Source organism: Streptomyces ossamyceticus (assembly GCF_001418475.1).
GTDB classification, from domain to species: Bacteria; Actinomycetota; Actinomycetes; order Streptomycetales; family Streptomycetaceae; genus Streptomyces; species Streptomyces ossamyceticus.
The window spans coordinates 1-6,042 of sequence record NZ_LIQX01000758.1 but is presented as its reverse complement, the minus strand read 5'-3'; the positions used below and the strand labels follow the sequence as shown (position 1 = coordinate 6,042).

The 6,042-nt window shown below is 76.3% G+C and carries 1 protein-coding gene; it reads left to right on the top strand.

Features of this window, described 5'->3' with window-relative positions; all coding sequences use genetic code 11:
* Positions 1-41 precede the first annotated feature (41 nt).
* Positions 42-6,042: acyltransferase domain-containing protein (locus AOK15_RS38180; RefSeq protein WP_420877027.1), on the top strand; the 6,001-nt coding region annotated here is incomplete at its 3' end.

Here is a 6,042-nt window from a genome sequence, read left to right as displayed (position 1 = left end):
TCCTCTTCCCCGGCCAGGGCACACAGTGGGCCGGCATGGCCGTGGAACTCCTCGACCGTCAGGCGGAGTTCGCCGCTGCCTGGGCGCGCTGCGAGGAGGCCCTGACGGCCTGGGTCGACTGGTCTCCGACCGACGTGCTGCGCGAGGCCCCCGGAGCGCCGGACCTCGACCGGGTCGATGTGCTCCAGCCCGTCCTGTGGGCCGTCATGGTGAGCCTCGCCGAGGTCTGGCGCGCCCACGGCGTCGAACCAGCGGCTGTCGTCGGGCACTCGCAGGGCGAGGTCGCCGCGGCCTGCGTGGCCGGTGTGCTCTCCCTGACGGACGGCGCGCGGATCGCCGTGCGCCGGGCCGAACTGATCGGCCGCCGGCTCTCGGGCCGGGGCGGCATGGTGGCCGTACCCGAGTCCGAGGACCGCGCCCTGGCCCGGCTGGCGGCACTCGACGGGCGCGTCGAACTCGCCGCCGTCAACGGCCCCGACGCCGTCGTCGTGTCCGGTGACCGCGACGCCCTTGAGGACCTGCTGGCCTCCTGCGCCGCCGACGACGTCCGAGCCCGCCGCGTCGCCGTGGACTACGCCTCCCACTCCTCCTACGTCGAGGACGTCCGCGCCGAACTCCTCGACACGCTCGCGGACATCACCCCGCTGCCCGCCCGTGTGCCCCTGCACTCCACCGTCGCGCGCGGACAGGTGGTGCTCGGGGAGAACGGCCCCCGCCTGGACGGCACCTACTGGTACCGCAATCTGCGCGAGCCGGTCGCCTTCGCCCCCGCCGTCGCCGCCCTGGCCGAGGAGGGCCACCACACCTTCATCGAGATCAGCCCGCACCCGGTGCTCACCCCCGCCGTGGCCGCGACCGTCGAGGACACGGGCGCCGTGCCGGTGGTCGTCCCCACCCTGCGCCGCAACCACGGCGGCCCGGAACAGTTCGCGGCAGGTCTGGCGCAGGCCTTCGTCGCGGGGACGGACGTGGACTGGAGGCCCGCCTTCGCGGGACACCGGCCGCGCGGCCCGCAGTTGGACCTGCCGACCTACCCCTTCCAGCGTCGCAGGCACTGGCTGGCACCGGCCGGTGGGCAGGAGACGCGGCCCACGGAGGACCGGGGCGCCGACACGTCGTCCGGTCAGCCGGCCACGGGGGCCGGGCCGGGCACGTCCCCGGCGACGGCCGCCGTCCCCACCGCCGCCGGCCGACGGAGCCCGCGTGAGCTGCTCGACCTCGTGCGCGCCGAGGCGGCTCTGGTCCTCGGGCACGAGGCGGCGGCGGACGTCGCGCCCGACCTGACCTTCAAGGACCTCGGCTTCGATTCCCACCTCGCGCTCGAACTGCGCAACCGGCTGGGCGCGGCGACCGGCGAGCGACTGCCCACCACCCTGCTGTTCGACCACCCCACACCCACGGCGGTCGCCCGGCACCTGGCGGACGCCACCCCGGGGACGACGCCCGCCGCGGCCGTGCCCACTCCCGCGGACGAGCCGATCGCGATCGTCGGCATGGCCTGCCGGCTGCCCGGAGGCATCCGAGACCCCGAGGAGCTGTGGCGGGCCGTGCTGGACGGGGTCGACGCGATCTCCGCGCCGCCGGCCGACCGGGGCTGGGACGACGTCGGTCACCGGGGCGGCTTCCTCGCCGACGCCGCCGACTTCGACGCCGACCTCTTCGGCATCGCACCGCGCGAGGCGCTGGCGATGGACCCGCAGCAGCGGCTGCTGCTGGAGTCGGCGTGGGAGGCCCTGGAACACGCGGGTGTCGCCCCGTCGTCCCTGCGGTCCACCAGGACCGGCGTCTACGTCGGCGCCATGTCCCAGGAGTACGGGCCCCGGCTCCACGAGGCCCCCGACGAACTGCGCGGACACCTGCTCACCGGGAACACCGCCGGTGTCCTCTCCGGCCGGCTCTCCTACGTCCTCGGCTGCGAGGGCCCGGCCGTGACCGTGGACACGGCCTGCTCGTCCTCGCTGGTCGCCCTCCACCTCGCCGTCGAATCCCTGCGACGGGGGGAGTGCACCATGGCGCTCGCCGCGGGCGTGGCGGTGATGGCCACCCCCGGCCTGTTCGAGGAGTTCGCCCGGCAGGGCGGCCTCGCCGAGGACGGCCGCTGCAAGGCGTTCGCGGCGGCTGCCGACGGCACGGGCTGGTCGGAGGGCGTGGGCGTCCTCGTCGTCGAACGCCTCTCCGACGCCCGCCGCCACGGCCGTACGGTCCTCGCCGTACTGCGCGGCTCGGCGGTCAACCAGGACGGGGCGTCCAACGGGCTCACCGCGCCGAACGGACCGGCCCAGCAAGGGGTGATCCGTGACGCGCTCACCCGGGCCGGACTGCCGGCCGCACAGGTGGACGCCGTGGAGGCCCACGGCACGGGGACCCGGCTCGGGGACCCCATCGAGGCGCACGCCCTGCTCGCCACCTACGGGCAGGACCGCGAACTCCCGCTGTATCTCGGGTCGTTGAAGTCGAACATCGGGCACGCCCAGGCGGCTGCCGGGGTGGCCGGTGTCATCAAGACCGTGCTGGCGCTGCGGCACGGGAGGCTGCCCCGCACCCTGCATGTCGACGAGCCGTCCAAGAAGGTCGACTGGTCGGCGGGGTCGGTGGAACTGCTGACGGAGACCCGGCCGTGGCCGGAGACGGGGCGTCCGCGCCGGGCGGCGGTGTCGTCGTTCGGGATCAGCGGCACGAACGCGCACGTCGTCCTGGAGGAGGCCCCGACTCTTGACGAGATGCCAGCCGGGGCCGGGGCCGCCGCCGGGGTTGGGGTCGGGTCCGAATCTGAGGCCAGGGCCGCCGCCGGGGCCGGGGTGGACGCCGGGGCCGCTGCTGGTGCCCCTGTCCCCCTGGTGCTGTCCGCCGCGACGGAGGGCGCGCTGCGGGCGCAGGCGGGGCGGCTGCGCGCGAGGCTGGCCGCAGTTCCTCAGGGGCGGGCCACGTCGGGCGCCGACGGTGGGACGGGAGGGATCGCTCACCCGTCCGGCGGGTCCGGTCAACCGTCTGGCGGGTCCGGTCACCCGTCCGGCGGGTCCGGTCACCCGTCTGGCGGGTCCGGTCACCTGCCCAGCGGGTCCGGTCACCCGCTCGGCGCGATCGGTCACGCGCTCGCCGTGACCCGTGCCCTGCTGCCGCACAGGGCCGCCGTCGTCGCCGCCGACCGCGAGGAGGCGCTGGCCGGGCTGGACGCCCTGGCCGCCGGCACGGAGACGGCCACGGCGTTCGGGGCGACGGCCGCCGAAGGCCGCACGGTGTTCCTCTTCACCGGCCAGGGGAGCCAACGACTTGGCATGGGAAGGGAGTTGGCTTCGGTCCAGCCGGTGTTCCGGGACGCGTGGGACGAGGTCGCCGCCCACCTCGACGAGCACCTGGAGCAGCCCTTGGCGAAGGTGCTGGCCGACGAGACGCGGTTGCTCGACCGCACGGAGTACGCCCAGCCCGCGCTGTTCGCCCTCGAAGTCGCCCTGTTCCGCCAGCTGGAGGACTGGGGGGTCGTTCCCGATCATCTGCTCGGACACTCGGTCGGCGCCCTCGCTGCGGCCCATGCCGCCGGTGTGCTGTCGCTGCCCGACGCCTGCCGGCTCGTCGCCGCTCGGGGCCGGCTGATGCAGGCGCTGCCCGCGACCGGTGCCATGGCGGCCGTGGAGGCCACCGAGGAGGAGATCCTGCCCGAACTCGCAGGTCGGGAACACGAGATCGGCCTCGCCGCCGTCAACGGCCCGACCGCCGTGGTGATCTCCGGCGACACCGAGGCCGTGACCCGCACGGCACAGGGATGGGAGCGACGCGGGCGCCGTACCCGCATGCTGCGCGTCTCCCACGCCTTCCACTCACCGCTGATGGACCCGATGCTCCCCGCCTTCGAGGAGATCGCCCGTTCCGTCGCCTACCACCCGCCCACCCTCTCCGTCCTCGACGACCGCACGGGAGAACCGGCGACGGCCGACGTGCTGTGCTCACCCGACCACTGGGTCCGCCACGTCCGCGACACGGTGCGCTTCCACACCGCCGTCCGCCGGCTGCGGGCCCTGGGCGCCACGCGTTACGTGGAGTTGGGGCCGGACGGTGTGCTCAGCGCGATGGTCCGGGAGTCCCTGGCAGAGGAGCCGACTGGACCGGGCCGGACCGAGGGAGCCACTGCGGAGGGCGCGACCGGAGCGCTCGTCGTGCCGGTGCTGCGCCGGGATCAGCCGGAGGCGCGGAGCGCGGCTGTCGCCCTCGCCCGGCTGCACGTGAGCGGCCACGCCCCCGACTGGGGCGCGGTCTTCGCCGGACACCCGACCGCTCCGCCCGGAACCCTGCCGACCTACGCCTTCCAGCGCCGTCGCTACTGGGCCGCCCCCGCCGCGGCACGGACCACCGTCGTCCCCGGCGCGGTGCCGCTCGACCACCCGCTGCTCAGCTCGGCGCTCACCCTCGCGGACACCGGGCACACCCTGCTGACCGGCAGTGTCTCCCGCACCGCCCAGCCGTGGCTCGCCGATCGCACGGTCCACGACCACGTCTCCGTTCCCGACTCGGTCCTGCTGGACCTCGTGGTCGTCGCGGCCCGCGAGACCGGGGCCGGACAGGTCGCCCATCTGCTGCCCACGGCACCGCTGGTCCTGCCCCGGCGCGGAGCGCTGGACGTGCAGGTCACGGTCGGCCCGGAGAACGGCGCGCACGGCCGGCGCCCCGTGACCGTGCACACCCGCCCGGCGGGCGCCGACGGAGGATGGGTGCGCCACGCGGAGGGCACCCTGGCCGCCGCGCCCCCCGCCACCGACGGCGGGGGAGCGGAGGAGTGGCCGCCGGTGGACGCCGAGCCGGTCGACGTACGGGCCGTCGACGACGGGTACGACCCGGCGGCCGGTGTCGCCCGCGGGCCGGGCTTCGCGGGGCTGCGTGCGGTGTGGCGGCGCGGCGCCGAGGTAGGGGCCGAATGGGTCGCCCCGGACGCCGACGGCGTCACGGCAGGTGACTTCGGGCTCCACCCCGGCCTCCTGGAGTGCGTGTCGCACGCCGTGCGCCTCGCCCGGAAGGACGATGACCGGGCATGGCACGGCGCGGCCTACCGCCACGTCACCGTGTACGGCACACCGGCCGGACGGCTGCGCGCGCGGATCAGCCCCGCGGGCGGCGACTCCGTCACCGTCTTGATCACCGACAGCACCGGGCGGGCGGTCGCGACCGTCGGCGCGCTCACCCCGCGTCCCCTGCCCGCCCCCACCGAGTCGGCCGCCCACCCGTACGACGAGGCCACGCCGTACGAGCTGGCCTGGCGTCCCGTCGGGCAGCCGCTCGGCGCGACCGCCGGCCGCTGGGCCCTGCTCGGCGATCCGCCCGGCCTCGACGCCGGCACCCTGCCCGGCGCCGACCGCCACCCGGATCTCGCCTCCCTTCTCACCTCGGCCACGCTCCCCGAGACGGTGGTCGCCCGATGCGGCCACGCTCCGGTCGCCCCGGCCGATCCGGACTGGGCCGCCCACGCTCCGGATGGGACCGGCCATGTCCCGGATGGGACCGGCCGCGCTCTGGATGGGACCGGCCATGTCCCGGATGGGACCGGCCGCGCTCCGGATGGGACCGGCCATGTCCCGGATGGGACCGCCCGCGCTCCGGATGGGACCGGCCGCGCTCCGGATGGGACCGGCCGCGCTCCGGATGGGACCGGCCGCGCTCCGGATGGGACCGGCCACGTCCCGGACGGGACCGCCCACACCCCGAGCGGGGCCCCCAACGCCCCGGACGGGACCGCCGAAGCCGCCCGGGCCGCCGCACACCGGGCCGCCCGGCTGGCGCGGGAGTGGCTGGCCGAGGACCGTCTGGCCGACACCCGGCTGGTTGTCGTCACCCGGCGGGCCGTCGCGGCGGACGACGGGCTGTGCGAGCCGGGGGAGGCGCCGGTGTGGGGCCTGTTCCGCTCGGCGCAGAGCGAACACCCGGGCCGGTTCGTGCTGGTCGACCTGGACGACGACCCGGCTTCCGCGTCCGCGCTGCCCGCGGCCGCGGCCTGCGGTGAGCCTCAGATCGCCGTGCGCGCCGGCCGCCTGTACGCACCCCGCATCGCCCGGCCCG